25 protein-coding genes are annotated in these 24,624 nt (G+C 68.0%); 13 read left to right on the forward strand and 12 right to left on the reverse strand.

Annotated features, from left to right (window positions below; genetic code table 11):
• Positions 1–406: 406 nt before the first annotated feature.
• The 3 genes from EOW65_RS12740 to EOW65_RS12750 form a co-directional block, all read right to left on the reverse strand.
• Positions 407–1,009, reverse strand: coding sequence for a protein-methionine-sulfoxide reductase heme-binding subunit MsrQ (locus tag EOW65_RS12740; protein ID WP_128150005.1), 603 nt, complete (start codon positions 1,007–1,009; stop codon positions 407–409).
• A complete protein-coding gene (gene msrP / locus EOW65_RS12745) occupies positions 1,009–1,929 on the reverse strand; it encodes a protein-methionine-sulfoxide reductase catalytic subunit MsrP (RefSeq protein ID WP_128150007.1) in 921 nt (306 codons plus the stop codon). Before msrP ends, EOW65_RS12740 begins: the two co-directional genes overlap by 1 nt.
• A gap of 87 nt (positions 1,930–2,016) precedes the next feature.
• The gene (locus EOW65_RS12750) at positions 2,017–2,463 is read right to left on the reverse strand and encodes an ion channel (protein WP_113898656.1); all 447 of its coding nucleotides are present in this window, start codon (positions 2,461–2,463) and stop codon (positions 2,017–2,019) included.
• A 105-nt stretch (positions 2,464–2,568) separates the two neighbouring features.
• Here EOW65_RS12750 and smpB point away from each other — a divergent pair, with 105 nt between their 5' ends.
• The 6 genes from smpB (at position 2,569) to EOW65_RS12780 (ending at position 8,392) form a co-directional block, all read left to right on the forward strand.
• Entirely contained in the window at positions 2,569–3,042 is a 474-nt protein-coding gene (smpB, locus tag EOW65_RS12755) for an SsrA-binding protein SmpB (protein WP_121530482.1), read from the forward strand.
• 106 nt (positions 3,043–3,148) lie between these two features.
• A complete protein-coding gene (gene sseA, locus EOW65_RS12760; protein ID WP_164880096.1) occupies positions 3,149–4,000 on the forward strand; it encodes a 3-mercaptopyruvate sulfurtransferase in 852 nt (283 codons plus the stop codon).
• On the forward strand, positions 4,000–5,181 hold the full coding sequence (locus EOW65_RS12765) for an amino acid aminotransferase (protein WP_128150011.1): 1,182 nt from the start codon (positions 4,000–4,002) through the stop codon (positions 5,179–5,181). The genes sseA and EOW65_RS12765 overlap by 1 nt, the downstream gene beginning before the upstream one ends.
• 126 nt (positions 5,182–5,307) lie before the next feature.
• The gene (locus EOW65_RS12770; RefSeq protein ID WP_128150013.1) at positions 5,308–5,766 is read left to right on the forward strand and encodes a MarR family winged helix-turn-helix transcriptional regulator; all 459 of its coding nucleotides are present in this window, start codon (positions 5,308–5,310) and stop codon (positions 5,764–5,766) included.
• The gene (locus tag EOW65_RS12775; RefSeq protein WP_128150015.1) at positions 5,756–6,820 is read left to right on the forward strand and encodes an HlyD family secretion protein; all 1,065 of its coding nucleotides are present in this window, start codon (positions 5,756–5,758) and stop codon (positions 6,818–6,820) included. The genes EOW65_RS12770 and EOW65_RS12775 overlap by 11 nt, the downstream gene beginning before the upstream one ends.
• Positions 6,821–6,823: 3 nt before the next feature.
• Positions 6,824–8,392, forward strand: coding sequence for a DHA2 family efflux MFS transporter permease subunit (locus tag EOW65_RS12780; protein ID WP_128150017.1), 1,569 nt, complete (start codon positions 6,824–6,826; stop codon positions 8,390–8,392).
• Between the two features lie 91 nt (positions 8,393–8,483).
• On the opposite strand, the gene EOW65_RS12785 is transcribed toward EOW65_RS12780, so the two are convergent.
• Together EOW65_RS12785 and EOW65_RS12790 are read right to left on the reverse strand one after the other, a co-directional pair.
• Positions 8,484–9,815, reverse strand: a complete 1,332-nt coding sequence (locus tag EOW65_RS12785; protein ID WP_128150019.1) for an ammonium transporter — start codon at positions 9,813–9,815, stop codon at positions 8,484–8,486.
• Positions 9,816–9,839: 24 nt separating this feature from the next.
• On the reverse strand, positions 9,840–10,178 hold the full coding sequence (locus EOW65_RS12790; protein WP_113898648.1) for a P-II family nitrogen regulator: 339 nt from the start codon (positions 10,176–10,178) through the stop codon (positions 9,840–9,842).
• A gap of 262 nt (positions 10,179–10,440) precedes the next feature.
• Between EOW65_RS12790 and EOW65_RS12795 the strand changes: the two genes are divergently transcribed.
• Entirely contained in the window at positions 10,441–12,672 is a 2,232-nt protein-coding gene (locus EOW65_RS12795) for a transglycosylase domain-containing protein (protein WP_128150021.1), read from the forward strand.
• A gap of 74 nt (positions 12,673–12,746) precedes the next feature.
• Here EOW65_RS12795 and EOW65_RS12800 read toward each other — a convergent pair whose 3' ends face one another.
• Both EOW65_RS12800 and EOW65_RS12805 read right to left on the reverse strand, forming a co-directional pair.
• Positions 12,747–13,388: an MlaC/ttg2D family ABC transporter substrate-binding protein gene (locus EOW65_RS12800; RefSeq protein WP_128150023.1), complete on the reverse strand. Its 642-nt coding sequence runs from the start codon at positions 13,386–13,388 to the stop codon at positions 12,747–12,749.
• Positions 13,360–14,106, reverse strand: coding sequence for an MlaA family lipoprotein (locus tag EOW65_RS12805; protein WP_128150025.1), 747 nt, complete (start codon positions 14,104–14,106; stop codon positions 13,360–13,362). Before EOW65_RS12805 ends, EOW65_RS12800 begins: the two co-directional genes overlap by 29 nt.
• Before the next feature lie 229 nt (positions 14,107–14,335).
• On the opposite strand from EOW65_RS12805, the gene EOW65_RS12810 reads away from it, so the two are divergent.
• Both EOW65_RS12810 and EOW65_RS12815 read left to right on the forward strand, forming a co-directional pair.
• On the forward strand, positions 14,336–16,072 hold the full coding sequence (locus EOW65_RS12810) for a type I secretion system permease/ATPase (protein WP_128150027.1): 1,737 nt from the start codon (positions 14,336–14,338) through the stop codon (positions 16,070–16,072).
• A complete protein-coding gene (locus EOW65_RS12815; protein ID WP_240664674.1) occupies positions 16,069–17,505 on the forward strand; it encodes an HlyD family type I secretion periplasmic adaptor subunit in 1,437 nt (478 codons plus the stop codon). Before EOW65_RS12810 ends, EOW65_RS12815 begins: the two co-directional genes overlap by 4 nt.
• Here EOW65_RS12815 and EOW65_RS12820 read toward each other — a convergent pair.
• Complete coding sequence (locus EOW65_RS12820) at positions 17,502–18,671, reverse strand: lytic murein transglycosylase (protein ID WP_128150029.1); 1,170 nt, start codon at positions 18,669–18,671, stop codon at positions 17,502–17,504. The two genes, EOW65_RS12815 and EOW65_RS12820, sit on opposite strands and share 4 nt — an antisense overlap.
• Positions 18,672–18,843: 172 nt before the next feature.
• Between EOW65_RS12820 and EOW65_RS12825 the strand changes: the two genes are divergently transcribed.
• Positions 18,844–19,188 carry a hypothetical protein gene (locus tag EOW65_RS12825; protein WP_128150031.1) on the forward strand — a complete coding sequence of 115 codons (345 nt, stop codon included), beginning with the start codon at positions 18,844–18,846 and terminating at the stop codon, positions 19,186–19,188.
• A gap of 3 nt (positions 19,189–19,191) precedes the next feature.
• On the opposite strand, the gene EOW65_RS12830 is transcribed toward EOW65_RS12825, so the two are convergent.
• Positions 19,192–20,367 (reverse strand): MalY/PatB family protein, encoded by a 1,176-nt coding sequence (locus EOW65_RS12830; protein ID WP_128150032.1) that lies wholly within the window; start codon positions 20,365–20,367, stop codon positions 19,192–19,194.
• Positions 20,368–20,540: 173 nt separating this feature from the next.
• On the opposite strand from EOW65_RS12830, the gene def (EOW65_RS12835) reads away from it, so the two are divergent.
• The 3 genes from def (EOW65_RS12835) to fmt are packed head-to-tail and all read left to right on the forward strand — an operon-like array spanning position 20,541 to position 22,483.
• Positions 20,541–21,083 (forward strand): peptide deformylase, encoded by a 543-nt coding sequence (gene def / locus EOW65_RS12835; RefSeq protein WP_128150034.1) that lies wholly within the window; start codon positions 20,541–20,543, stop codon positions 21,081–21,083.
• A complete protein-coding gene (gene def, locus EOW65_RS12840) occupies positions 21,083–21,583 on the forward strand; it encodes a peptide deformylase (protein ID WP_121530498.1) in 501 nt (166 codons plus the stop codon). The genes def (EOW65_RS12835) and def (EOW65_RS12840) overlap by 1 nt, the downstream gene beginning before the upstream one ends.
• 3 nt (positions 21,584–21,586) lie before the next feature.
• Positions 21,587–22,483, forward strand: coding sequence for a methionyl-tRNA formyltransferase (fmt, locus tag EOW65_RS12845; protein ID WP_128150036.1), 897 nt, complete (start codon positions 21,587–21,589; stop codon positions 22,481–22,483).
• 87 nt (positions 22,484–22,570) lie between these two features.
• Here fmt and EOW65_RS12850 read toward each other — a convergent pair whose 3' ends face one another.
• The 3 genes from EOW65_RS12850 to EOW65_RS12860 are packed head-to-tail and all read right to left on the reverse strand — an operon-like array spanning position 22,571 to position 24,569.
• On the reverse strand, positions 22,571–23,365 hold the full coding sequence (locus EOW65_RS12850) for a creatininase family protein (protein WP_128150038.1): 795 nt from the start codon (positions 23,363–23,365) through the stop codon (positions 22,571–22,573).
• Entirely contained in the window at positions 23,362–23,988 is a 627-nt protein-coding gene (locus EOW65_RS12855; RefSeq protein WP_128150040.1) for an NAD(P)H-dependent oxidoreductase, read from the reverse strand. The genes EOW65_RS12850 and EOW65_RS12855 overlap by 4 nt, the downstream gene beginning before the upstream one ends.
• Positions 23,988–24,569, reverse strand: coding sequence for an NAD(P)H-dependent oxidoreductase (locus EOW65_RS12860; RefSeq protein WP_128150042.1), 582 nt, complete (start codon positions 24,567–24,569; stop codon positions 23,988–23,990). Before EOW65_RS12860 ends, EOW65_RS12855 begins: the two co-directional genes overlap by 1 nt.
• Between the last annotated feature and the right edge of the window lie 55 nt (positions 24,570–24,624).

The raw sequence follows: 24,624 nt of genomic DNA on the forward strand, positions 1-24,624 counted from the left end.
GCTACGGTCCGCGTCGCTTGCGACCAAACCGCCCGCATATCTCTTCAGATATCCGTCAATGTCAAAGAGCACGGAAACAAAATCAACCAGTTGCGCACCATCTCGTTGCGCCGCCAGCCAACCCGTTTCCAAATTTTCACTTGCTTTCCAGTGCCTTGCGGCGCTTTCCGGCGACCGGCGCGGTATGTTCCGCTTCGGTGAGGGGCTATTTACGGATCACCTCCCGACTCCGCAAGAGACTTTTTCACTTTTCTCGACGATTTCTCGCGCCCCCTGCCAAAACCCCCTGCTTTCATTGACCCCAGACGGAACGGCGCAAAGGGCAGAAATGCCGCGCAGAGGCGCAGGCGACCGATTGTTGCGAGAACAGACATGCCAACGAAAGAAATCACGGCAGAACCGCCGCTCACCCCCGACTCGATCCCCGAAAGAAAGAGAATCGAACCGCAAGAAGCCCGACGACAACCGCAGCCCAGATCCACCCCTCGATCGAAATCACCTTCATCTGCCACAGGTAATGCGCGCCCCCGAGCAGAACCGCCGGGTAGACGAGCCGGTGCAGCCGCCGCCAGGTCCCACGCAGCCGCCGCACCGAGGCGTCGTTCGAGGTCAAGGCGAGCGGAATCAGCAGCGCGAAGGCCGAGATGCCGAGGAAGAGGTAGGGCCGCTTCAGCAGATCCGTCGCCGCCTGCCGCCACAGCAGCCCCATGTCGAGCCAGACCCAGGCAACCAGATGCAGCGCGATATAGAAGAAGGCCAGCAGCCCCACCGCGCGCCGATAGCGGATCAGGTTCAGCCGTGTCAGGCGCAGCGCCGGCGTGATCGCCAGCCCGCCCACCAGGAACCACAGCCCGACCTTGCCCAGCCGGTGCTCGATCCCCTTCACCGGGTCGACGCCGATGCCGCCCGAGAGCGTCAGCCAGACGATCCAGCCAAGCGGCAACAGGCCGAGCAGATAGACCGCCCCCGGCGGCAGGCGGCGCAGCAGCGCGTTGAGCTGGGCGATCATCAATAATTCGCCCGCAGGTCCATACCGGCGTACAGCGAGGCGACCTGATCGCCATAGCCGTTGAAGGGCAGGGTCTGCTGGCGCGCCGCGAACAGCCCCGCGCCGATCCTGCGCTCGGTCGCCTGGCTCCAGCGCGGATGATCGACCGCCGGGTTCACATTGGCGTAGAAGCCGTATTCCCGCGGCTGCAGGTCGTTCCAGGTGGTGCGCGGCTCGCGGTCGGTCAGGGTGATCTTCACCAGGCTCTTGATCGACTTGAAGCCGTATTTCCACGGCACCACCAGCCGCAGCGGCGCGCCGTTCTGCTTCGGCAGCTCCTCGCCATAGAGGCCCGAGGCCAGGATCGTCAGCGGGTGCATCGCCTCGTCGAGCCGCAGCCCCTCGACATAGGGCCAGTCGATGCCGGGGCCGCGCTGGCCGGGCATCTCGGACGGGCGCAGCAGCGTCTCGAAGGCCACGTATTTCGCCCCGGGCTGCACCCCCACCCGGTTCAGCAGCGCCGCAAGCGGAAAGCCGATCCAGGGAATCACCATCGCCCAGGCCTCGACACAGCGGAAGCGATAGATCCGCTCCTCGGGGGGCGCGGTCTTCAGCACGTCCGCCAGGTCGTAGCTGCCCGGCTTCTCGACCAGACCGCCGATCTCGACCGACCAGGGGTCGGTGGTCAGCGCGCCGGCATGGGCCTTGGGGTCGCCCTTGTCCCAGCCGAATTCGTAGAAGTTGTTGTAGGAGGTGATCTCCTCGAGCGTGTTCGGCGCCGCATCCGTCGAATAGGGCGAGGGCGCGGCGGCGATGCGCGCGGCGGCGGGCCCGGCGACGGTGGCGGCGAGCGCCCCCGCGATGATCTCGCGGCGGTTCAGGAACAGGGCCTTCGGCGTCACCTCGGCCCAGCCCGGCTGCGTGTCGCGGTTTCGGCGCATCGTCACCTCCTCTGTTTCTCCCATGCTACGCGCAAATGGCGCGCGGACGGATGACAACCAGCGGGGCTGACGCACATGTGACCACGATCAGAGATCGCGCGCGCGATGTGCCTGCAGCTGGCTCAGCCGGACATGGCGCAGCGCCTCGACCAGAAGCGCGGTGAGCAACCCGATGTTCAGCAGCCCGTTGGCCGCCGCCATGCCGCCGAGGATGCGCCATTCGTGGGTCAGAAGGATGTCGCCGTAGCCAAGCGTGGTATAGGAGACGAGGGCAAAATAGACCGCGGCCTCCATCGTCACGAAGATGCCGAGCGACCGGAAGCACAGCGCCCAGATCCACACCCCGACCGTCACCATCGCCAGCGCCCAGAAGGCGGCGATCAGCACCACCAGCATCAGCTTCGGCCGGTGCGGCTCGAGCAACAGCCAGAAATGCGAGCGGGCGAAGGCCCACTCCATGCCCCAGGCACTGAAGGCGGCGATCACCACCGTCAGAAGCATCATGACCGAGCCGATGAAAAGCTGAATGAACATCGTCGTCCTCCCCGGCCTCGCGCTACATCCGCGCCCCGGTTCCGGTCAAGTGGCGCGCGTGCCGCACTGGACAGATGCCCTCCCCTCGCCTATCTCGGTGCGACCATGGCGCAGAAATCCGACCCCAATTCCAAGCTGATCGCCGAGAACCGGCAGGCCCGTTACCATTATGCCGTCGAGGACACGCTCGAGGCCGGCATCATGCTGACCGGCTCCGAGGTGAAGTCGCTGCGCACCGGGCAGTCGAACATCGCCGAAAGCTATGCCTCGGTCGAGGGGGGCGAGCTGTGGCTGATCAACGGCTACATCGCCGCCTACAAGGAGGCGGGCGTCTTCGGCCACGAGGAACGGCGCCGCCGCAAGCTTCTGGTCTCGAAGCGCGAGCTCGCGCGGCTGTGGCAGGCGATCGGGCGCGAGGGCATGACCATCGTGCCGCTGAAGATGTATTTCAACGAGAAGGGCCGGGTGAAGCTGCTGCTCGGCATCGCCAAGGGCAAGAAGGTCGCCGACAAGCGCGAGACCGAGGCGAAGCGCGACTGGAACCGGCAGAAACAGCGCCTGCTGAAGCAGAACAGCTGAGCCCGCTTTCCGGGCGCCGGAGGGCGCCGATCGCCCCTTGAGCCTTGCGTCCTTGCCCCCCTTGAGTCTAAGCACAAGACCGAGAAAACGGAGGGGCGCGATGGCCATGGACGATCCGAAGACGCTTGTTTCCACCGAGTGGCTGGCAGCCCACCTGCAGGACCCCGATCTGCGCATCCTCGACGCGAGCTGGTTCATGCCCGACGACGGCCGCGACGCCCGCAAGGGCTATGACGCCGCCCATATCCCCGGCGCGCGGTTCTTCGATATCGACGAGATCTCGGACACCCGCTCACCGCTGCCGCATATGGCGCCGCCGGTCGAGAAGTTCATCTCGCGCATGCGCGCCATGGGCGTGGGCGACGGCCATCAGGTCGTGGTCTATGACCAGGCCGGCGTGTTCTCGGCGCCGCGGGTGTGGTGGCTGTTCCGCCTGATGGGCAAGAGCGACATCGCGGTGCTGGACGGCGGGCTGCCGAAATGGATCGCCGAGGGCCGCCCGACCGAGGACCTGCCGCCGGTGATGCGCGACCGCCACATCACCGTGCAGCGTCAGGCGAGCCTGGTGAAGGACGTCACCCAGGTCGCCCATGCCGCGAAGCTCGGCGATCAGGAGATCGTCGATGCCCGCGCCCATGACCGCTTCACCGGCGCCACGCCCGAACCACGGCCGGGTCTGCGCTCGGGCCATATCCCGGGATCGAAGAACCTGCCCTGGCAGACGGTGGTCACCGCCGACGGCCGGCTGAAATCCCCCGACGAGCTGCGCGCGCTCTTCGCCGAGGCGAAGGTCGACACCACGAAGCCGGTGATCTGCACCTGCGGCTCGGGTGTCTCGGCCTCGATCCTGGCGCTTGCGCTCGAACGCATCGGCCACCGCGACTGGTCCGTCTATGACGGCTCGTGGTCGGAATGGGGCATGTATAACGACCTCAAGGTCGCAACCGGAGAAGCATGATGTTCAACGCATTGAAGCCGCAGTCGCAGGACAAGATCCTCGCGCTGATGGGCATGTTCCGCGCCGATCCCCGGCCCGAGAAGGTCGACCTCGGCGTCGGCGTCTACAAGGACGCGGACGGCCGCACCCCGGTGATGCGCGCGATCAAGGCCGCCGAGAAGCAGCTCTGGGAGGCGGAGACCACCAAGACCTATACCGCGCTGGCGGGCGAGCCCGCCTTCCACGCCGCGATGGCGGGGCTGGTGCTGGGCGCGGACTATCCCAAGGACCGGCTCTCGGCGCTGCAGACCGTGGGCGGCACCGGCGCCGTGCGCATGGCCTTCGAGCTTGCGCGGATTGCCAACCCCGACTGCACCGTCTGGGCCTCGGATCCGACCTGGCCGAACCACCTGTCGATCCTCGACTTCATGCACATGCCGCGGAAGAGCTATCGCTATTTCGACGCCGAGACCCGCGCCGTCGACTTCGACGCGATGATGGCCGACCTTGCCGCGCTGAAGGCGGGCGACGTGGTGCTTCTGCACGGCTGCTGCCACAACCCGACCGGTGCCAACCTGACGATCGAGCAATGGGCGGCGGTCGCCGACCTGCTCGAGCAGACCGGCGCGATCCCGATGGTCGACATCGCCTATCAGGGCTTCGGCGACGGGCTCGAGGCCGATGCCGCCGGCACCCGGCTGATCGCGTCGCGCCTGCCCGAGGTGATGATCGCCGCCTCCTGCTCGAAGAACTTCGGCATCTACCGCGAGCGCACCGGCTGCCTGATGGTGCTGTCGGATGCCGCGGCCAAGGAAACGACGCAGGGCACCCTCGCCTATCTGAACCGGCAGACCTATTCCTTCGCACCCGACCACGGCGCGCGACTGGTGACGATGGTGCTGAGCGACCCGACGCTGCGCGCCGAATGGGAGGCCGAGCTCGAAGCCGTGCGCAACGGCATGCTGGGCCTGCGCGAACAGCTTGCGGCCGAGCTGCGCCAGCTGTCGAACTCGGACCGCTTCGACTTCCTCGCCCGGCACCGCGGCATGTTCTCGCGCCTTGGCGCGACGGCCGAACAGGTCGAGACCATGCGCGCCGAGAACGGCATCTACATGGTCAGCGACTCGCGCTTCAACGTCGCCGGGCTGAACGAGAAATCGGTGCCGGTTCTGGCCCGCGCGATCATCGCCGCCGGCGTCTGAGCCGCGCATTTCCGCACATCCCCTGCGCGGTGGCAGCCCTGCCACCGCGCTTTTCTTTTGCGCATTTCACTTGATTTAGTAAGCAGGCTTATAATATCTCTGCTCACCTTCCAGAAGGCGAGTCGCATGTCCTGTCCCCCAATCCCCGATGAAAGCCTCGGCTTCCTGCTGACCGACGCCACGCGCGCGATCCGCCGCCGGTTCGAGCAGCGCGCCACCGAGCTCGGCCTCAGCTCTGCACAATGGCGCGTCCTCGTGCACTTGCTGCGGCGCGGACCGCTGTCGCAGGCGCGCTTGGCCGAGTTCCTCGAAATCGAGCCGATCTCGGTCTCGCGCCTCGTCGACCGGATGCAGGAGGCGGGCTGGGTCGAGCGCGAACCGGACCCGAACGACCGCCGGGTGAAGCGTGTCGTCGCGAAGTGCAAGGCCCATGCCGCCTTCGAGAACGCGCGGCAGATTGCCGATGACCTTTACGAACAGGCGCTGGCCGGGCTGCCCCCCGGCGCGCTCGAGACCCTGACCGACGCGCTGCGCCGGATCATCATCAACCTTTCCGACAGCCCCGAGGCGCAAAATGACCGCTGAGAACGTTCAGAAGAAACCGAAGAAATGGCTGATGGCCGCGCTGCCGCTGGCGCTGGTCATCGGCGGCACCTGGGTCTGGCTCGACGCCGGGCGCTACGAGAACACTGAGAACGCCGCAGTCCGGCAGGCACGGATCTCGGTCGCCTCGGACCTCTCGGGCCGCGTGACCGAGGTCTTCGTGAGCGACAGCACCCAGGTGAAAGCCGGGCAGGAGCTGTTCCGCGTCGACCCCGAGCCCTACAAGCTCGCCCTCGCGCAAGCCGAGGCCGCGCTGTCGCAGGCCCGGCTTGGCATCGAGCAGCTCCGCGCCGCCTATCGCGTCTCTCTCGCTCAGGCCAAGGTCGCCCAGGACAACCTCGACTACCTCGAGTCCGAGCTGAAGCGGCAGCAGGCGATCACCGGGCGCGGTGCGGGCACCGAATCGGCGCTCGATGCGGCCCGGCACAACGCGAAATCCGCTCGGGAATCGCTGGCCGCCGCGCAGCAGGGCGTCGAGGCGGCACTCGCCGCGCTTGGCAGCGACCCGGAGATCGCCACCGACGATCACCCGACCGTGCAGGCAGCGATCGTGGCGCGCGACAAGGCCGCCTACAACCTGTCGCTGACCACGGTGAAAGCGCCCGCCGACGGCGTGATCTACAAGGCCGACAGCTTCAAGCCCGGCCAGTTCGTCACCGCGGGCGCCACGCTCTTCTCGCTGGTCGAGACCGGCGACACCTGGATCGAGGCGAATTTCAAGGAAACCCAGATCGGCGGCATGCGCCCCGGCCAGAGCGCCGACATCGAGTTCGACACCTTCCCGGGCCGCGACTACACCGCCACGGTCGAATCCGTGGGCGCGGGCACCGGGGCCGAGTTCTCGATCCTGCCGGCGCAGAACGCCACCGGCAACTGGGTGAAGGTGACGCAGCGCGTGCCGGTGCGGCTGCGGCTGGCCGAGGGCTCCGACATGAGCGGGCTGCGCTCGGGCCTCTCCGCCTCGGTCACCGTCGACACCAAGGCCGAGACCCGTCTCGGGGCGATCTTCGCGCATGGCGCGACGGTGGAGAAGTAAGCCATGGCGGCCGGCGTCGTCTCTTCCCCCGGCGAGGTCAAGCACCATGGGCTGATCACCCTCTCGCTGATGCTCGCGACGATCATGCAGGTGCTCGATACCACCATCGCGAACGTCGCCCTGCCCTCGATGCGCGCCGACCTCGGCGCATCCTCGGACACGATCAACTGGGTTCTGACCTCCTATATCGTCGCCGCGGCGATCGTTACGCCGCTGTCGGGCTGGATGTCGGAACGCTTCGGCCGCAAGGAGATCTTCGTCGCCTCGGTCGCCGGCTTCATCCTGACCTCGATGCTGTGCGGCATCGCCTGGAGCCTCGAGACGATGGTGCTGTTCCGCATGGCGCAGGGCGTCTTCGGCGCCGCCATCGTGCCGCTCAGCCAGACCTTCCTGCTCGACATCAACCCGAAGGAAAAGCACGGCTCGGCGATGGCGATGTGGGGCGCGGGGATCATGGTCGGCCCGATCATCGGCCCCACCCTCGGCGGCTATCTGACCGACACCTTCAACTGGCGGTGGGTGTTCTACATCAACGTGCCGCTCGGCGCGGTGGCGCTCGCGGGCTGCATGGCCTACCTGCCCGACATGGCGCGCCGGATCCGGCAGTTCGACTTCTTCGGCTTCGCGGCACTTGGCATCGGGGTGGGCGCGCTGCAGCTGATGCTCGACCGCGGCGGCGAGGTCGACTGGTTCAACTCGGCCGAGATCTGGATCGAGTTCGCCATCGCGCTCTCAGGGTTCTGGGTCTTCGTGGTCTGGATCATCGGCGCCGAGCACCCGTTCCTCGACCCGCGGATGTTCCTCGACCGCAACTTCGCCACCGGGCTGGTGTTCATCTTCGTCGTGGGCATCATCCTGCTCGCCTCTCTGGCGCTGCTGCCGCCGATGCTGTCGGGCCTGTTCGGCTATCCGGTGATCACCGTCGGCATGGTGATGGCCCCGCGCGGCGTCGGCACGATGATCATGATGATGGCGGCGGGCAAGCTGCTGCGGGTGATCGACGCACGGGTGCTAGTGGTGGCGGGGCTCTTGCTGACGGCGCTCTCGCTCGACATCATGACCGGCTTCGGCCCGCAGATGGACGCGCGGCTGATCGTGGTCTCGGGCCTCGTGCAGGGCTTCGGGCTCGGCCTCGTCTTCGTGCCGCTCTCCACCGTCTCCTTCGCCACGATCGAGGCGCGCTTCCGTGGCGATGCGACGGCGCTTTACAGCCTGGTGCGCAATATCGGCTCGTCGATCGGGATCTCGGTGGTGACGCTGCTGCTGACCCGCAACACGCAGATCAACCACACCGAGCTGGTGCAGAAGGTCTCGGCGCTCGATCCGGACTTCACGCAGCTGACGAACGGGCCGCTGGCCGGCGCCCTGAAGATGCTGACACTGAAATACGGTGACGGCGCGGTCTGGACGATCGTCAACCAGCTCGTCACCCAGCAGGCGGCGATGGTGGGCTATCTCGACGACTTCAAGGCGATGATGTGGGTCACCCTTGCCGCGGTACCGTTGGTGCTGCTGCTGCGCCGCCCGGGGCTGAGCGAGGCGGGCGAGGCGGCGACGATCCACGCCGACTGAGCGCCCGCATCCACGCAAGGCAAAAGGCCCGGGGTTTCCCCCGGGCCTTTCGCATTTCCGTCGTCCCTCCCGCTTTCGCGGGACATCGCTCTTACGAGTGATAGGCGCTTTCGCCGTGGGTGGTGAGGTCGAGGCCCTGACGCTCGTCGTCGACCGACACACGCAGACCGGTGATCGCCTTGACGATGTAGAGCAGGATCAGCGAGCCGATGCCCGACCACAGCAGGGTGATGATGACGGCCTTGATCTGGATGAGGACCTGAGCGCCCATCGCGAAGTCGTCGCCGCCCGTGCCGCCAAGGCCCGGAGCCATCAGGATACCGGTGGCGATGGCGCCGATGATGCCGCCGACGCCATGCACGCCGAAGACGTCGAGGCTGTCGTCATAGCCGAACTTCGACTTCACCGTGGTGACGAAGAAGTAGCAGATCGGCGAGACGGCGAGGCCGAGGACGATCGCGCCGACCGGGCCGGTGGTGCCGCAGGCCGGGGTGATGGCGACGAGGCCGGCAACCATGCCCGACGCGGCGCCGAGGCCCGAGGCCTTGCCGCGGGTCAGGGTCTCGACGAGGCCCCAGCTGACGATCGCAGCGGCGGTGCACACGAAGGTGTTCAGCATCGCAAGCGTCGCGCCGGCGGTCGCTTCGAGGTTCGAACCGGCGTTGAAGCCGAACCAGCCAACCCACAGCATCGCGGCGCCGGTCATCGTCAGCGTCATCGAGTGCGGCGCCATCATGTCCTTGCCCAGACCGATGCGCGGGCCGATGACGAGCGCGGCGACGAGCGCGGTGATCCCGGCGTTGATGTGGACCACGGTGCCGCCGGCGAAGTCAACGGCGCCCATGTTGAAGATCAGGCCCGAGCCGTCCCACACCATGTGGGCGATCGGGAAGTAGATCACCGTCACCCAGAGGATGGTGAACAGGATCACGGCCGAGAACTTGATGCGCTCGGCGAAGGCGCCGATGAACAGCGCCGGGGTGATCGCGGCGAAGGTCATCTGGAACGCGATGAAGACGTATTCCGGCAGCACGACGCCGTCGGTGAAGGTCGCGGCGGTCGACTCCATCGTCACGCCCGACAGGAAGAGCTTGCCGAGGCCGCCCCAGAACGGCGAGGTGCCGCCGCCGAAGGCGAAGGAGTAGCCGTAGAGGATCCAGATGATCATCACGACGGCGGTGATCATGGTGCACTGCATCAGCACCGAGAGCATGTTCTTGGTGCGCACGAGGCCACCGTAGAACAGCGCGAGGCCCGGGATCGTCATGAACAGCACGAGCGCCGAGGAGACCATCATCCAGGCAACGTCGCCCTTGTCGATGACCGGCGCCGCTTCCGCCGCCGCGTCCTGCGCGACGGCCGGCAGGGCGGCTGCGGCAGCCAGCGCCGCGGCGAGACCCGCAATCTTGGTAAGGTTTTTCATCGTTTCACTTCCCCTGAGCGTTTCTTACAGCGCGTCGTCGCCAGCTTCGCCGGTCCGCACGCGAACCGCCTGGTTCACGTCGAGCACGAAGATCTTGCCGTCGCCGATCTTGTCGGTCTTTGCCGACTTCAGGATCGTATCCACGACCTCGTCGGCGAGGCTGTCGGGGACCACGATCTCGAGCTTCACCTTCGGCACGAAGTTCACCGCATATTCCGCACCGCGATAGATCTCGGTGTGGCCGGACTGAGCGCCGAAACCCTTGATTTCCGTAACCATCATGCCGCGCACGCCGATGGCGGTGAGCGCCTCGCGCACCTCCTCGAGCTTGAACGGCTTGACTGCTGCAATGATCAGTTTCACTGGATTTCCCTTCCTATGGTCCGCAGCCCCGATGCCAGCGAGGGCACCGCACGCCAGCAGAAGGCCTTTTCCCCCCCTTCCAGACAAGCAAAGCGCGCATCGGCCGCGACGTCCCTCTCGTGCTTTGCGCCCAAAAGTCACATAAATCAGGCATTCTGGTTAAAATTTAATCGCCGCAAAAACCGAATCGTGAATGCTTGTTGCTCCACAAGCGGAAAGCATCCATGTAACCTGCTCCAGAAGGCAGGCAGCAGGCGAAACAATGGCAGGAACAGGCGGGCGGCGCGGGCCGCTGATGGCAGACAAACGATATCCGACGGGGTCAGCCCCCGCCGCGAAGGCTACGCCGAAACCCGCCCCGTCGCAGAAGTCTCACGGCTCTTCCGCCCCCCGGCCGCCGCGCCGGCGCGGGCCGATCCGCACTGCGCTCTACGGTTTCGCGCATTTCATCTGGCGCGTGGTCTGGGGCACCGCCTGGCGGGTCGGCGCGGTGATCGCGCTGATCGTCGGGCTGGCGACCTTCTATTTCTATTCGCAGCTGCCCGAGTACACGGCGCTGCTCGACGGGCGCAACCGCGGCTCGGTCACCCTTCTCGACCGCGGCGGCGAGGTCTTCGCCTGGCGCGGCGAGACCTTCGGCGGCCAGATCACCGCGGAAAACGTCTCGCCCAATCTGCGCAACGCCATCATCGCCACCGAGGACCGCCGCTTCTACAAGCATTTCGGCGTCTCGCCGCGCGGCATCGCCTCGGCGATCGCGATCAACCTGCGCGAGGGGCGCGGCCCGCTCGAGGGCAACGGCGGCTCGACGATCACCCAGCAGGTGGCGAAACTGCTCTGCCTCGGTGTCGCCTATGACCCGAAACGCTGGAAGACCGAGGCCGCCTATGAGGACGACTGCCGCTCGGGCGGGGTGAAGCGCAAGATCAAGGAGATCCCCTTCGCCTTGGCGATGGAATTCAAGTATTCCAAGAACCAGATCCTGACGATCTACCTCAACCGCGCCTATCTCGGCGCCGGCGCGCGCGGCTTCGAGGCGGCGGCGCAGCGCTACTTCGGCACCTCCGCCGCGAATGTCACCCCGCAACAGGCGGCAATGCTGGCCGGGCTGCTGAAGGCGCCCTCCTATTACGCGCCCACCTCGAACCTGAAACGCTCGCAGGAGCGGGCCGGGATGGTGCTGGCGCTGATGCACGAGCAGGGTTTCCTGAACGACAAGGACTGGGCGCAGGCGCGCGACAACCCCGCCACGCTCTCCGAGGCGGCGCAGGCGCGCGCCGGCGGCTATTTCGCCGACTGGGTGATGGACACGATCCCCGACTTCCTGTCGAAGGACACCACCGAGGACGTGGTGATCCGCACCACGCTCGACCAGAGCCTGCAGCGCAAGGCCGAGGAGGCCCTTGCGGCCGTCTTCGACACCAAGGTCAAGGACGGCTCGGCGGCCGAGGCGGCGATCGTCGTGATGTCCTCGGACGGCGCGGTGCGGGCGATGGTGGGCGGGCGCAAGACCAAGGTCTCGGGCGCCTTCAACCGCGCCACCCAGGCGAAGCGGCAGACCGGCTCGACCTTCAAGCCCTTCGTCTATGCCGCGGCACTCGACATGGGCTGGACGCCCGACACGCCCATTCTCGACGGCCCGCTGACGATCAACGTCAAGGGCTCGGGCCCGTGGTCGCCGAAGAACTACACCAACAAGTATCTGGGCGAGATCCCGCTGTGGAAGGCGCTCGCCGAGTCGATCAACACCGCCACCGTGCGCGTGGGTCAGGCCGTGGGCTTCGATGCGGTGCGCAAGGTCGCCACCGACTTCGGCTTTGCCTCCGATCTCGCGGCGGGGCCGGCGGTGGTTCTGGGCGTGTCCGAATCGACGCTGCTCGAGATGACCGGCTCCTATGCCGGCATCCTGAACGGCGGCTCCTCGGTGAAACCCTACGGCCTGACCGAGCTGCGGCTGAAGGGCGACACGGATCCGCTTTTCGGGGCCGGCGGCGGCATGGGCGAGCGGGTGATCTCGGAGCGCGCCGCGCGCGAGCTGATGTGGATGATGTTCCAGGGCGTCGAACAGGGCACCAGCCGGCGCGCGCGCCTCGACGGGCACGAGGTCGCCGGTAAGACCGGCACCACGCAATCGGCGCGCGACGCCTGGTTCATCGGCTTCACCGCCGATTACGTCACCGGGGTCTGGATGGGCTACGACGACAACCGCCCGCTTTCGGGGGTGACCGGCGGCGGCCTGCCGGCCGAGATCTGGCACGAGGTGATGGCCCGGGTCGAGGCCGACGTGCCCTCGACGCCGCTGCCCAAGGCCGATCCGGCGGAATGGCGCAACCAACCCGTGGCGCAGGGCGCGCCGCAGGCGCCCTGGACCGAGGGCGGCCCGATCCCCGAGGGCGGCGTGCCGGTGGTGGATGGCGAGCTTGTCCGCCCCGAACCGCAGAAGACGGAAACCCTTGGCGACAAGATCGAATCTCTGCTGCACTCGCTGTACTGAGTGCAGCAGCCCCGGCAAGCGAAAGGCGCGGCCCCTTGCGGGACCGCGCCTTTTTCATGCATCGGCTGGGCCGATCAGCCGGCCGTCTTCAGATCGGCGATCAGCGCATTGACGTCACCGCGCCGCGCGTCGAGCATCGAGCCGATCTCGGTGCGTTCGGCCGCGAGCATGTTCACGCCCTCGATGATGATGTTGAAGAACAGATCCTTGCCGGACTTGTCCGAAACCTGCCACAGCACCTCGAAGGGCGACTGGCCGCGCAGGTAGGCAACCGTCTTCACCTCGTAGAAGGTCTTGACCTGGCGCGCCTCGGCAACCTCGAAGCGGGCGCCGATGAACTCGCGGAAACGCTTGCCGTACTTGCGCGAGATATAGCCGCGGAAGGCGGTGGTGAAAGCCGCCATCTGCGCCGGGCTTGCCGAGCGCGAGGCAACGCCGAGCGCCGAGCGCGCGATCGTCGGCACGTCGGCGTATTTCACGAAGATGCTCTCGAACAGGGCATAAAGCGCCGGCCCGGTCTTGCCCGAATCGATGGCCGAATTCACGTCGTCGACGGCCTTGCCGATCAGCGCACGGGCCTGGGTGTCGTTCAGCGCGAAAGCCGCGCCGGGCAGCATGGCGGTCGCCGCCAGTGCGGCGCCACCGCGCAGGAAGGCGCGACGCCCCCCGGCCCGGCTCAGGCCGCGTTCATTGCTGCTGCTGGTAAGGGTCAGCATAGGGATCCCATGCCTGGGCATCGTTATACTCCTGTCCGGACAACTGGTAACGCCGGTTCTGCAGATAGAGGAGGCGGGCCTGCGCGTAGCTGTCCGCACTGTCGTAAAGGATGGATTCGACGATATCGCCGTGGATCTTGCGGTCTGCCACCTTGCCGGCAACGCGCGCCGTGCTGGCGGCGGCGGCATCGGCGCCTTTCAGCACCTGCCCCACCGGGTTCATCGCCATGTCGACCACGGTGCCGACCGCATCGCGTTCGGTCGAGGGGCCGAAGACCGGCAGCTCGACATAGGCGCCCTCGCGCACCCCCCACACCGCAAGCGTCTCGCCGAAATCGGTGTCGGTCTCGGGCAGCGAGAAGGACGAGCCCGCCGGATCGAAGATGCCGCCCAGCCCGATCGTCGAGTTGATCAGGAAGCGGAAGGTGTTCTTCACCGCCGGTTCAGGACGCCCCTGCAACAGCGAGTTCACCACCTTGCTCGGCAGCCCCAGGTTCGAGCCCACGTTCGAGACCGAGCGCACGAAGCCGTTGTCGATCGTGCGCGGTTGCCCCGGGCGGGCCTTGAACAGCGCCTCGTCGACGCCCTTGTTGAAGGCGTGCATTTGCCGGTTGGTCTTTTCATAGGGATCGTTGATCCCAGTCGGCGACTCGCTCTGCGCGGCGCAGCCGACAAGTGCGAGCACCACCACAGCGGCGCCGCCAAGTGCTCTGGCCATCCCGTTCTCCCGTTCCGTTCCCCTCACCTCTGACGGCAGCGAACCAGGGTGACTCGCAGCCGCGTTTGAGGGTAAACCACGGGGCAAGAATTAAGGTTGTGGCATCGCTGAGACAAGGCGCCGATGCGGCTTTTCTGTTCACGAGCGGGAAACCTGGCTCGATTTGAATGAACTGTGGCGGGGAAGCGCCGATTCGGGGGCGCCCCCGAATGTCCGGAGGGGGATCCTGATGAAACGCGACGAACTCGCGAAGGGCCGGGCAGAGCTGCACGGCGCACGGGCGGAAAGCAACGCGCTGATCTGGTCAGTCGGCCTGTTCTCGGCCTTCGTCAACCTGCTGATGCTGACCGGGCCGCTGTTCATGCTGCAGGTCTATGACCGCGTCCTCGGCGCCCATTCGGTCGAGACGCTGACCGCGCTCTTCCTCCTCGTCGTCTTCCTCTTCGCGATGATGGGCGTGCTCGATTACGTCCGCGCGCGCGTAATGGCGCGGGTCGGGGCGCAGTTCCAGGCCCGGCTCGAGGCGCGGGTCTTCGACGCGGCGTTGCGCCGTCATGCGGTCGCGCCGAACGACCCGGTGGCGGTCTCGTCGCTGCGCGACCTCGATGCGGTGCACAAGCTGCTGGCGGCGCCGGTGTTCCTTGCCCTCTTCGACCTGCCCTGGTCGCCGATCTTCTTCGCCGCGATCTTCTTCTTCCATCCCTGGCTCGGGTTTCTGGCGCTTGCCGGCGGCGCGCTGCTGATCGCGGTCACCCTGCTCAACCAATCGATGACCATGCAGCCGCTGATGCGCGCGACCAGCGCCCACATCGCCTCGGACCGGCTCTCGGACCATCTGCGCGACGAGGCGGAACTGCTGCAGGCGCTCGGCATGCGCCGCGCCTCGTTCCTGCGCTGGAAGGTGGCGCGCACACACGCCGAAGAGGCCGCGCTGCGCGCCACCGACATCGGCGGCGGCTTTGCCACCTTCACCCGCACCTTCCGGGTCTTCCTGCAATCGGCGATGCTGGCGCTTGGCGCCTTCGTCGTGCTGCGCGGCGAGATGACCGCGGGGGCGATGATCGCGGGCTCGATCCTGATGGGCCGCGCCCTCGCCCCGGTCGAGCAGGCGGTGACCGGCTGGTCCGTCGTCGCCCGCGCCCGCGAGGGCTGGGGCCGGCTGATGGTGCTGCTCAGCTCGGTCCCGGCCGAGACCGCGCGCACCCCGCTGCCGCGCCCGCGCGCCGTGCTCGAGGCGAACAACCTCACCGTGGTGCCCCCCGGCCATTCCGCCGCGACGCTGCGCATGGTCTCGTTCCGGCTCGAACCCGGTCAGGCCATGGGCGTGATCGGCCCCTCGGGCGCCGGCAAGTCGACGCTTGCCCGCGCGCTGTGCGGGGTGTGGCGGCCGGCGGGCGGCTGGATCCGGCTCGATGGCGCCACGCTCGAGCAATACGACCCCGACGTGCTCGGCGGGCTGATCGGCTATCTGCCGCAGCGGGTGACGCTGTTCGACGGCACCATCGCCGAGAACATCGCCCGCCTGTCGCCCCACCCCGACCCCGCGCAGGTGGTCGAGGCGGCCAAGCGCGCCGCGGCGCATCAGATGATCCTCGACCTGCCCGAGGGCTACGACACCCGCGTCGATCAGGCCGGAGGACGGCTCTCGGGCGGGCAGATCCAGCGCATCGGCCTGGCTCGCGCGCTCTACGGCCACCCGGTGCTGCTCATCCTCGACGAGCCGAACTCGAACCTCGACAACGAGGGCAGCCTCGCGCTGAACACCGCGGTGCGCAGCATGAAGGCCGCGGGGGGCGCGGTGCTGATCATGGCGCACCGGCCGGCGGCGATCGCTGAATGCGACACGCTCCTGATGCTCGAGGGCGGGCTGCGCCGCGCCTTCGGCCCGCGCGAGGAGGTGCTGCGCGCGATGGTGCAGAACGCGAACGAAATCACCCGCAAATCCGGCCCCGGAGGTGTGGCATGAGCCACGGCGCGAACCCCGACCCGAAACCCCCGGTGCCGACCGGCGGCACCCCCGATTCGATGGCGCTGGTGCGCAAGGCGATCCCGACGCATCCGGTGAAGGCCGAGCCCCCCGCCTCGCCGCCGCCTGAGCCGCCGAAGGGCCACCACCTGTCGGCCCGCCGCTCGCTGATCGCGGGCTTCGTGGCGCTGTTCGTGCTGGTCGGCGGCTTTGGCGTCTGGGGCACCGTCAGTTCGATCGCCGGCGCCGTCGTCGCGAGCGGCCAGATCGAGGTCGATCAGCGCCGGCAGGTGGTGCAGCACCCCGACGGCGGCGTCGTCGACGCGATCCTCGTCCATGACGGCGACCACGTGCAGGCCGGCGATACGCTGATCCGCCTCGACGGCGAGATGCTGCGCTCGGAACATGCGATCGTCGAGGGCCAGTTCTACGAGCTTCTGGCGCGCCGCGGCCGGCTCGAGGCCGAGCGGGCCGACGCCCCCGCGATCAGCTTCGCGCCCGAGCTTCTGGCCGCCGCGCAGGCCGACCCCGACGTGGCCGAGCTGGTCGACGGCCAGCAGCGCCTCTTCGACGCGCGCCTCGCCACGCTGACGAAGTCGCTCGAACAGGTGGGAAAGCGGCGCGAGCAGACGCAATCGCAGATCTCCGGGATCGACGCGCAGCTGACCGCACTCGCCACCCAGCAAGACCTGATCGGGCAGGAGCTGACCGATCAGCGCGGGTTACTGGCGAAGGGGCTCGCACAATCGAGCCGGGTTCTGGCCCTCGAACGCGAGGCGGCGAATCTTGCCGGCCAGGTCGGCGAGCTGACGGCGCAGCGCGCCCAGGCCGAGGGCCGGATCACCGAGCTTGAGCTCGAGACCCTGCGGCTCAGCTCGCAGCGGCGCGAGGATGCCGAGACGGAGCTGCGCAACATCGGCTATCGCGAGCTGGAACTGGCCGAGCGGCGCCGCGCGCTGAGCGGACAGATCGAGCGGCTCGACCTGCGCGCGCCGGTCTCGGGCGTGGTCTACGGCATGACCGTCACCACGCCACGCGCGGTGATCCGGGCGGCCGAGCCCGTGCTCTACATCGTGCCGCAGGACCGGCCGCTGGTCATCGCCGCGCGGATCTCGCCGATCCATATCGACGAGATTTCCATCGGCCAGCGGGTGCAGCTGCGCTTTTCCGCCTTCGCCAGCCGCACCACGCCGCAGCTTCTGGGCCAGGTCACCAAGATCTCGGCCGACGCGATCACCGACGAGGCGACGCGCACCTCCTATTACCGGGCCGAGGTGATGCTGAACCCGGGCGAGCAGGCCAAGCTCGGTGCGCTGACGCTGCTGCCCGGCATGCCGGTCGAGGTCTACATCCGCACCGGCGAGCGCTCGCCGCTGGCCTATCTGGTCAAGCCCTTCGCCGATTACTTCAACCGCGCCTTCCGCGAGGATTAAAGCCGGCCCAGCAGCGCCGCGGTCGGCCAGGCATCGGCGGGCAGGCCCAGACGGGCCTGCTCGGCCTGCACCGCCTCGCGCGTCTTCTCGCCAAGGATGCCGTCGATCTTGCCGACGTCATGGCCGCGGGCGGCAAGTTTCGCCTGCAGCGCCTTCATCTGATCGGCACTCAGCCCCGGCTCGGGCGCGCGCGGGTCAAGCCGCGGCGCGCCCTCGAGACGCGTGGCGAAATAGGCGGCCGAGGTGACATAGACGAAGCTCTTGTTCCACTCGAAGAGCACCCGGAAATTCGGATAGACCATGAAGGCCGGCCCCTTGCGCCCCATCGGCAAAAGCACCGAGCCCTGCCCCGGTGCGAGCGCCCCGGTCCGCCCGCGCACGCCCATCCGCGCCCAGTCGGCGGTCGAAAGCGCATGGTTCAGCCCGGTCTGGCGCCAGTCTAGGTCGGCGGGGACGGTGATCTCCTGCATCCAGGGCTCGCCCGCGCGCCAGCCCATGCCGGCGATCATCTTCGCCCCCGACATCAGCGCATCGGGCGCCGAGCCCTTCAGGTCGATGTGCCCGTCGCCATCGCCATCGACACCGTTCACCAGGATGTCGGCGGGCAGCATCTGCACCTGCCCGATCTCGCCCGCCCAGGCCCCGCGGGTCCGCGCCGGGTCGAAATCGCCCCGCGCCGCAAGCCGCGCCGCGGCCAGAACCTGCGGCCGGAACAGGTCGGGCCGACGGCAATCATGCGCCAGCGTCACCAGCGCGTCGCGGGTGCTGAAATCGCCCTGCACCGCGCCGAAATCGGTCTCGAGCCCCCAGAAAGCCAGCAGCACGCCGCGCGGCACGCCAAAGCTGCGCTCGGCCCGGTCGAAGACCGCAGTATGTTTCGTCCCCATCCGGGCCCCGATCGTCAGCCGGTTCTGGCTGATGACCGAGGCCGAGAAGTCCAGGAAATCCTTGCGGAAAACGCCCTGTCCGCGGTCGGCGCGCAGAACCCGCGCGTCCTGGCTCACGCCCCGGAAGAAGGCGTCGGCCTGCGCCGCGCTCAGCCCCTCGGCCCGCATCTCGGCCTTCAGCCCGGCGACGAAGGCGCCGAAATCGCCGCCGCACTCGGCCGCCCGGGCAAGTGCCGGAACGGCGAGGGCAAGGCAGGTGGCAAGGAACAGGCGGCACATCGAAAAACTCCCGGAAAGAACACCCCGACGGTAGCCGCGGGCGCGCCGTGGAGCAACCGCGCGCGGCGGAGTCACATTTCGGGCACATGCTGCACTGCGGCCAGCACCGTCGCTTGATCTTTACAGGTGCGTGCACAGACTTGTGAGAAGGGAATGACCATCGGAGGGGGAGATGGAGATTCTGCCAAAAGAGCTTCTGGCCGGGCTGCGGGCGGCCACTCAGGGCGGCCGGCGCCGCTCACGGCTGCGGATCCAGGCGGGCGAGGAAAGCTGGCCTGTGCTGCGGCGTTGGCGCGGCGGCTTTGCCCTTGATGCCGCGCAGATTCACACCCTGCGCGGCCTTGTCGATCTCTATGAGGGCAGCCGCCATCTGGCGACCTGCCTGATCGTCGCCTCGGAGGTCGAGGGGGGCGAGCTGATCTGCACCGTCAAGCGCGAGACCGCAGTGACCGATCGCCCGCCCGTGGATTTCGTCCGCGACGAGAACGCGCCGGCGGGGCTTCTGCCCCGCCTCTGAGCCTTACTGCAGATCGGAGAACGCCGCCCGCAACCGCGCGACGGCCTGCTCCACCCGCGCCCGCGGCGTCGCAAGGTTGAAGCGCAGCCAGCTTTCGCCGCCGGTGCCGAAGCTCGGCCCGTGGTTCACCGCGATCTTCGCGCCCTTCTCGACGCGCGCGGTGAACTCCTCGGCGCTCATCCCGGTGCCGGAGAAATCGACCCAGGCGAGATAGGTCGCCTCGAGCGGCATCGAGCGCAGCCCCGGGATCGCATTCACCCCCTCGTCGAAGACCTTCCGGTTGCCGTCGAGATAGGCGATCAGCGCGTCGAGCCAGGCCGCGCCCTCGGGGCTGTAGGCGGCCGTCGCCATCGCCAGACCGAAGCTGTTCGGCGAGATGCCAAGCGCCGCCATCCGGCCCGCGAACCGCGCCCGCAGATCCGGATCGGCGATGATCACATTGCCCGAATGGGTGCCGGCGATGTTGAAGGTCTTGGTCGTCGCCGACATCATCACCACCGGGTAATCGGTCGCCGTCGCCATCGGGATGTGGCGGTGGCCCGGCATCACCAGATCATGGTGGATCTCGTCCGAGACCAGCACCAGATCATGCCGGCGCGCGAACTCGGCGGTGGCCTGCAACTCCTCGGCGGTCCAGACCCGCCCGCCCGGATTGTGCGGCGAGCACAGGATCAGCATCTTGGCCGAGCTGTCGACGAGGCCCTCCCAGGCGTCGAAATCCATCTGATAACGGCCGTCGACCAGCTTCAGCGGGCATTCGACGACGGTGCGCCCCGCCGCCCGGATCACCCGTGCAAAGGCGTGATAGACCGGCGTCATCAGCACCACGCCATCGCCCGGCTGGGTGAAGGCGTCGACGCAGATCGCGGTGCCGTTCACCAGCCCATGGGTGGTGAAGATCCACTCGGGCTCGACCTGCCAGCCGTGCCGGTTCGCCATCCACCAGCGGATCGCGGCGTGATAGGCGCGGTCGTCGCCCCAATAGCCATAGACGCCCTGCGCCACCATCGTCTCGAGCGCACCCTGCACGCAGGCCGGCGGGCGGAAGTCCATGTCGGCCACCCACATCGCGATTCCCTCTTCGGGGCTCACGCCGTAAAGGTCCTGCATGCAGTCCCACTTGACCGAATGGGTGCCGACGCGGTCGATCACCTCGTCGAAGTCGGGGGCAAGGCTCATATCTTCACGCTCCTGTCGAAATTTTAGTCCTTGCCGGATGAATATCCCAGCACAACGTCCCGATGAAGATCCATTCATCGGGATTTATTCCCTGAATTTTCAGCAAACATGGAACGCTTTTCCGATTTCATCAGGCCATTGCACGGCGTCGCGCCATCCCCTACATCAACGCCATGACACTGCGCCCGATCCTGATCCATCCCGACCCCCGGCTCAAGAAGCATTGCGACCCCGTCGTCACCGTCGACGACGAAATCCGCAAACTTGCCGACGACATGCTTGCCACGATGTATGACGCCCCCGGCGTCGGGCTTGCGGCACCGCAGGTCGGCGTGCTCAAGCGCCTCTTCGTGATGGATTGCGTCAAGGACAAGGCCACCGCCCCCGCGCCGATGGTGATGCTCAACCCCGAGGTCACCTGGACCTCGGAAGAGACCAACGTCTACGAGGAAGGCTGCCTCTCGATCCCCGATCAATACGCCGAGGTGACCCGCCCGAAAGAGGTGCGGATGCGCTGGCTCGGCCTTGACGGGCAGATCCACGAGGAGCAGTTCGACGGGCTCTGGGCGACCTGCGCCCAGCACGAGAACGACCACCTCGACGGCAAGCTCTTCATTGACTACCTCGGCCCCCTGAAGCGGCAGATGATCACCCGCAAGATGGAAAAGCTGAAACGCGAGCGCGCCCGCGCCGCGAAGGACCAAAGCATCCTCTGATGGCCGCGCGTCCCTTCATTCCCTACGATGACCGCCGCCTGCACACGGCCGCCGAGCCGGTGACGGCGGTGACCGAGACGGTGCGGATGATCTGGGACGACATGGTCGAGACGATGGAGGCGATGCCGGGCGTGGGTCTGGCCGCGCCGCAGATCGGCATCATGCTGCGTCTGGCCGTCGTCGATGCCTCGGACAAGCGCGGTCAGGCGGTGAAGATGGCCAACCCCGAGGTGCTGCATGCCTCGGTGCAGCTGCGCCGCCATGACGAGGCCTCGCCCAACCTGCCCGGCGTCTTCGCCACGATCGAACGGCCCCGCGCCGTCACCGTGCGCTTCCTGAACGAGGCGGGCGAGATCGAGGAGCGCGACTTCGTCGGGCTCTGGGCGACCTCGGTGCAGCACCAGATCGACCATCTGAACGGCAAGACCTATCTCGACCATCTGTCGCCGCTGCGCCGCAAGATGCTGGTGCAGAAGGCGGCGAAACTCGCCCGGAGGTAAGCGATGCGCGTCGTCTTCATGGGCACGCCCGAGTTCTCGGTGCCGGTGCTCGCGGCGCTGGCGGCGCATCACGAGGTGGTCGCGGTCTATTCGCAACCGCCCCGCCCTGCCGGCCGCGGCAAGAAGGACCGCCCGACGCCGGTGCACATGAAGGCGCTCGAGCTTGGCCTGCCGGTGCGCACGCCGCTGAACTTCCGCGCCGAGGAAGACCGCACCGCCTTCGCCGCGCTTGATGCCGATGTGGCCGTGGTGGTGGCCTACGGGCTGATCCTGCCGCAGGCGCTCCTCGACGCGCCGCGGCACGGCTGCCTGAACATCCATGCCTCGCTCCTGCCGCGCTGGCGCGGTGCCGCGCCGATCCACCGCGCGATCATGGCCGGCGATGCCGAGACCGGGCTGTGCATCATGCAGATGGAGGCCGGGCTCGATACCGGCCCGGTTCTGCTCCGCGCCACGACCCCGATCGGCGCGACCGAGACCACCGGCGCGCTCCATGACCGGCTGAGCGAGATGGCCGCGGCGCTGATCCTCGAGGCGCTCGACCGGCTCGATACCCTCACCCCCGAACCGCAGCCCGAAGCCGGCGTCACCTATGCCGCCAAGATCGACAAGGCCGAGGCACGGATCGACTGGACCCGCCCGGCGGCCGACCTCGTGCGCCAGGTGAACGGCCTCTCCCCTTTCCCGGGCGCGTGGTGCCTTGCGGGCGAGGAGCGGCTGAAACTGCTGCGCGCGGCCCCGGCGCCCGGCAACGGCACGCCCGGCCAGGTGCTCGGCGGCTTCACCGTGGCCTGCGGCACCGGCGCCCTCGAGGTGCTCGAGGCGCAACGCGAGGGCAAACGCCCGATGCCCGCCGCCGAAGTGCTGAAGGGCCTCCCCCTGCCCGATCACCTCGCGTGACCGGCCCTCGCCGCGCCTGACGGCCCGGCTTTCATCTTGCCACAAATACCTCGCGGGGGTCCGGGGGCGTGAAGCCCCCGGCGCGCGTCACCCGGCAACCGGCGCGAACCCGTCGAGCGGCTGCGCCGCCACCTTGCGCAGCAGCGCGACAAAGCCCGCCACCTGATGTGCCGCCGTCGCCCGGCCCTTCTCGGCCGTCGCCGCAGCGGCATTGCCGACGGCGCCAAGCGGGTTCACATCGGACGCGATCCAGCCATAGGAGATCGGCCCCACCGGCGAGATCGGCCCGGTCTCGGCGCTCGAGGCGAAGTCCTGCGCCGCGCCCATGTCCACGGTCTCGGGGTTGAAGGCCAGCATCAGCGAGGTCTCGACATCGCCACCATGGATGCCATAGGTCAGCTCCTTCGCCGGATACATGCCCTCGGGATGGCCGAAGGCGGTCCACTGGCATTTCACCGCGAACATCCCCGCCCGCACCCGCAACTCGCGCGACAGGATCGACACCAGGTCAAGGTTGCCGCCATGGCTGTTCACCAGCACGATCTTGCGGATCCCCGCCCGCGCCACCGACAGCCCGATCTCGACCCAGGCCTTCAGCGCGGTCTCGGCGCTCAGCGTGGCGGTGCCCGGCGCCCACAGATGCTCGTTCGACTTGCCCACGGCCTGCACCGGCAGGATCCGCACCCGGGGTGCATCGGGCGCCGCATCGAGCTGCCGGCGCAGCTCGGCCAGCATCCCCTCCATGATCAGCGTGTCGGTGCCCACCGGCAGATGCGGCCCGTGCTGCTCGATCGCGGCGGTGGGCAGGATCGCGATGGTCGTCATCGGATCGAGCCCCTTGAAAGCGGGCGCGCGGTGGAACGCCCAGTCGTGGCGGGTCATGCCCTGACCTCCTGTCGTTGCGGCACCGGCCCGATCAGCCGGTCCATCTGGCGCGCGACCCGTTGCAGGTGCCGCGCGCGGGTTTTCGGGGTGGAACTGTCCATCAGGTAATGCATGGCGAAGGCGGTGCGCCGGCCGGGCTTGCACAAGAGGCCCAGCCCCCGCAGCAACGTCCGCCGCCCCGGCGCGCCGACGAAGAAGGTCAGCAGCCGCGAGGCGCCGCCGGTGGTGAAGACACCCAGCCGGGTGATATGACGCAGCCCCGGCCGGATCGTGCCATTCTCGCCCTCGGGCATCAGGAAGGCCACGTCGGGCAGAAGCACCCGGTCGAGCCAGCCCTTCAGCATCGCCGGCAGCCCGTACCACCAGGTCGGATAGACGAAGATCAGCGTGTCACACCAGCGGATCGCCGCGACATGGGGGGCCATGTGCTCGGTGCCGATCGTCAGGTCCAGATAGGCGGCATTCTCGGGCCCCGACATCACCGGGTCGAACCCCTCGGCATACAGGTCGATCAGCCGGGTCTCGGCCCCGGCGGCGGCCAGCTTTTCAAGCACCACATCGCGCACGGCGGCGTTGAAGCTGTCGGCACGCGGGTGGCAATAGACGACAAGCGCGCGCATCAGAAGGCCTCCATCGCGCGGCCGACGCGGGCCAGGAAAGCCTCGCGCCCGGCCTGGGTCACGCGGTTCATGTCATGCAGCGCGAGGAAGCGGAAGCGCTCGGGCCGGGTGATGTAGCGCAGATGGCGCGTGACCAGCCGGCGCGGCGGATCGCCCGCCAGAAAGGTGCGCCAGCGCGAGCCGCCATAGGTCGTCACCGCGGCCAGCCGGCGGATATGGGTCAGGTTCGGTACGGTCTGGCCGTTCTCCATCCGGAACGACACGCCGGGCAGGAACACCCGGTCGAGGAAGCCCTTCAGGATCGCCGGATAGCCCATGTTCCAGACCGGAAACACCAGCACCAGCGCCTCGGCCGCGCGCAGCCGCGCGACATGCTCTGCCACCGTATCGAGGTTCGGCCCGATGTCGTGATAGCCGCGCCGCTCGGCCGCGCTCAGCACCGGCGCAAAGCCCTCGGCATAGAGGTCGCAGTCATCGACCTCCCAGCCCCGCGCGGAAAGCGTGTCGCAGACCCGCCGGTGCAGCGCCGCCGAGAAACTTTCGGCGCAGGGGTGGGCGAAGAGAACCATCGCGCGCGTCATCCCCGCCCTCCGCGCCCGGCCCGGTCCGCGGACGCCTCCGGCGGGAGTAGTTTTC

This window comes from Paenirhodobacter ferrireducens (assembly GCF_004022265.1).
GTDB classification, from domain to species: Bacteria; Pseudomonadota; Alphaproteobacteria; order Rhodobacterales; family Rhodobacteraceae; genus Rhodobacter; species Rhodobacter ferrireducens.

Coding starts and splice junctions, on each gene's coding strand:
- EOW65_RS12740 (WP_128150005.1), bottom strand. CDS start 1,009: ATGATCGCCCAGCTCAACGCGCTGCTGCGCCGCCTGCCGCCGGGGGCG.
- msrP (WP_128150007.1), bottom strand. CDS start 1,929: ATGCGCCGAAACCGCGACACGCAGCCGGGCTGGGCCGAGGTGACGCCG.
- EOW65_RS12750 (WP_113898656.1), bottom strand. CDS start 2,463: ATGTTCATTCAGCTTTTCATCGGCTCGGTCATGATGCTTCTGACGGTG.
- smpB (WP_121530482.1), top strand. CDS start 2,569: ATGGCGCAGAAATCCGACCCCAATTCCAAGCTGATCGCCGAGAACCGG.
- sseA (WP_164880096.1), top strand. CDS start 3,149: ATGGACGATCCGAAGACGCTTGTTTCCACCGAGTGGCTGGCAGCCCAC.
- EOW65_RS12765 (WP_128150011.1), top strand. CDS start 4,000: ATGTTCAACGCATTGAAGCCGCAGTCGCAGGACAAGATCCTCGCGCTG.
- EOW65_RS12770 (WP_128150013.1), top strand. CDS start 5,308: ATGTCCTGTCCCCCAATCCCCGATGAAAGCCTCGGCTTCCTGCTGACC.
- EOW65_RS12775 (WP_128150015.1), top strand. CDS start 5,756: ATGACCGCTGAGAACGTTCAGAAGAAACCGAAGAAATGGCTGATGGCC.
- EOW65_RS12780 (WP_128150017.1), top strand. CDS start 6,824: ATGGCGGCCGGCGTCGTCTCTTCCCCCGGCGAGGTCAAGCACCATGGG.
- EOW65_RS12785 (WP_128150019.1), bottom strand. CDS start 9,815: ATGAAAAACCTTACCAAGATTGCGGGTCTCGCCGCGGCGCTGGCTGCC.
- EOW65_RS12795 (WP_128150021.1), top strand. CDS start 10,441: ATGGCAGGAACAGGCGGGCGGCGCGGGCCGCTGATGGCAGACAAACGA.
- EOW65_RS12800 (WP_128150023.1), bottom strand. CDS start 13,388: ATGCTGACCCTTACCAGCAGCAGCAATGAACGCGGCCTGAGCCGGGCC.
- EOW65_RS12805 (WP_128150025.1), bottom strand. CDS start 14,106: ATGGCCAGAGCACTTGGCGGCGCCGCTGTGGTGGTGCTCGCACTTGTC.
- EOW65_RS12810 (WP_128150027.1), top strand. CDS start 14,336: ATGAAACGCGACGAACTCGCGAAGGGCCGGGCAGAGCTGCACGGCGCA.
- EOW65_RS12815 (WP_240664674.1), top strand. CDS start 16,069: ATGAGCCACGGCGCGAACCCCGACCCGAAACCCCCGGTGCCGACCGGC.
- EOW65_RS12820 (WP_128150029.1), bottom strand. CDS start 18,671: ATGTGCCGCCTGTTCCTTGCCACCTGCCTTGCCCTCGCCGTTCCGGCA.
- EOW65_RS12825 (WP_128150031.1), top strand. CDS start 18,844: ATGGAGATTCTGCCAAAAGAGCTTCTGGCCGGGCTGCGGGCGGCCACT.
- EOW65_RS12830 (WP_128150032.1), bottom strand. CDS start 20,367: ATGAGCCTTGCCCCCGACTTCGACGAGGTGATCGACCGCGTCGGCACC.
- def (WP_128150034.1), top strand. CDS start 20,541: ATGACACTGCGCCCGATCCTGATCCATCCCGACCCCCGGCTCAAGAAG.
- def (WP_121530498.1), top strand. CDS start 21,083: ATGGCCGCGCGTCCCTTCATTCCCTACGATGACCGCCGCCTGCACACG.
- fmt (WP_128150036.1), top strand. CDS start 21,587: ATGCGCGTCGTCTTCATGGGCACGCCCGAGTTCTCGGTGCCGGTGCTC.
- EOW65_RS12850 (WP_128150038.1), bottom strand. CDS start 23,365: ATGACCCGCCACGACTGGGCGTTCCACCGCGCGCCCGCTTTCAAGGGG.
- EOW65_RS12855 (WP_128150040.1), bottom strand. CDS start 23,988: ATGCGCGCGCTTGTCGTCTATTGCCACCCGCGTGCCGACAGCTTCAAC.
- EOW65_RS12860 (WP_128150042.1), bottom strand. CDS start 24,569: ATGACGCGCGCGATGGTTCTCTTCGCCCACCCCTGCGCCGAAAGTTTC.